The 2,120-nt window shown below is 52.1% G+C and carries 1 pseudogene; it reads left to right on the top strand.

The features are described from left to right. Nucleotides 1-1,915, top strand: a pseudogene (locus A3735_RS08835) (Tn3 family transposase); the annotation flags it as partial. Nucleotides 1,916-2,120: the final 205 nt, after the last annotated feature.

Genomic DNA, 2,120 nt, shown 5'->3' with positions numbered 1-2,120 from the left:
GTTTATCAAGACTGGCAAAAGGCAGCCCGCAACGTGAGTAAAGCCGCTGAGATCCTGCACCTGTTCGTGGATGACCGCATCGACCCTAATACTTCCTTCCACGCGGTACAGCAACAGGCTTTCCAGTTTCTCAGTGCCAACGACCTGAACTCGGTCTGCCGATACCTGAGCAATCAGAAACAGTCAGCGGAGGAAGCGTTCTGGCAACACCTGGACACGGAATCCACATTGCGAACCGGCCTGTTACGGTCGCTCTTTTGCTGTCTGCGCATGGAAGGCACCGACAAAACGCAACGGTTAGCCCGGATCTTAGACCAAGCTCGGTTGGATCTGGTCGCCGGCAATATGCTCGGCGATGCCTGCATTGATCAGCGTCTACCGCCGAAAGCCACAGACCTGGAAAAACCAGAAGCAGGTCTTGGTCGAGGGTACGCAGCAACCGAAAATCTCCAAGGATCCGACGCGACTGATCCCGCGTATGGCGGATGAGCTGACCCTTCGGTTACACGAGGTCAGCGAATACTTGGAACGTTCGGACAATCGGGACGTGATACTGCGCCCGAAAGGCGGCAAACACCTTTGGCGGTTGCCTACAGCCAGTAAGAAACACCTGGTGAATAATCCGTTCTTCCAACAAATGAGAGCGATCAGCGTTGCCGATGTCTTGCGCGTGGTGGATCAGGATACCGGATTCATTGACGACTTCGAGCATGTGCTGGGCATGAACTCGAAAAGCCGTCAATACGAAGTGGACCTGTTGGCGATCTTGATCGCCAATGCCACTAATCAGGGCATCTATGGCATCGCTCAGATCTCCGATCGGACCTATGATCAGCTNAGCACTATCCAGGCGAACTACCTTCGGCTGGAAACCCTGAATGCGGCCAATGACCGTATCAACAACGCTACCACACGACTGAGCATCTTCAAGCACTACAACATCCAGGATGACAGTCTGCATGCCAGTGCCGATGGTCAAAAGTTCGAAGCCAAGCGCGAGACGTTCCGTACACGGTATTCCTCAAAATACTTCGGTACCAGCAAAGGCGTCTCGGCGGTCAGTCTGAATGCCAATCATATGGCCATCAATGCCCGGGTTATCGGCGCCAACGAACATGAATCCCATTACATCTTTGACCTGTTGATGAACAACAGTACTGAGATTATCCCGGACATGCTCTCAACTGACACTCATGGGGTAAATCATGTGAACTTTGCCTTGCTCGATCTGTTCGGTTATCGGTTCGCCCCCCGATATGCCCGGGTTGGCAAGGTCATCAATGAGCTGTTCAACATCACCGAAGACGAAAATCAGCGCGTGAAACTATCGTTGCGCAAGCCGATCAACACGAAACGCATCATAGACCACTGGGACACCATCCAGCGGATCGCAGTCTCTCTAGCCCAGCGGAAAACCAGCCAAGCTACGTTGGTGCGTAAACTCTCCGGCTACAAGCACAACCACCCGTTACTGGAGGCTCTGACTGAATACAACCGGTTACTGAAGGCCCAGTATCTGCTGAACTACATCGATGACGCCAGCCTTAGAAACCATGTGCAGCGAGCGCTGAACCGGGGTGAAGCTTATCACCAGTTGCGTCGGGCGATCAGCAACGTCAACGGCGACCGGTTCCGAGGCAATAGCGATGAGGAGATCCAAATCTGGAACGAAAGTGCCCGACTGGTGGCTAATGCCATCATCTACTTCAACTCGAAAGTACTCAGTAACCTGCTGGACAGCTTCGAGGAACAGCGCAATGACAGATACCAGGAAACAGTCAAGCGGGCCTCACCGGTAGCTTGGGAGAACATCAACTTCCGGGGTACATACACGTTCGCGCCGACGGGCGAACTGCCAAAACTGGAGGACTTAATGGCACCGATTGAGGGCTATCGACCTAGAAATGAAAGTTGATACCCCTCTACAAGCCACGGCAGACGGGGGCTTCAGAGGTTTTTGCAATATATGGAGGCAAAATCCCTAGGACCCCAAATAGGCGACTGAAATTACACTTGCAGAATATATTCAAGAAATAATATACTGTATATCCATACAGGCATTTACTATGAAAAACTTCATTGATTTACTCGAAAAGAAACAGCTAATCTGGCATGGCCGG

The sequence above is a fragment of the Oleiphilus sp. HI0061 genome, assembly GCF_001635675.1.
Note: the sequence above shows the minus strand (reverse complement) of the source record. Positions and strands in the feature narration are given on the sequence as shown.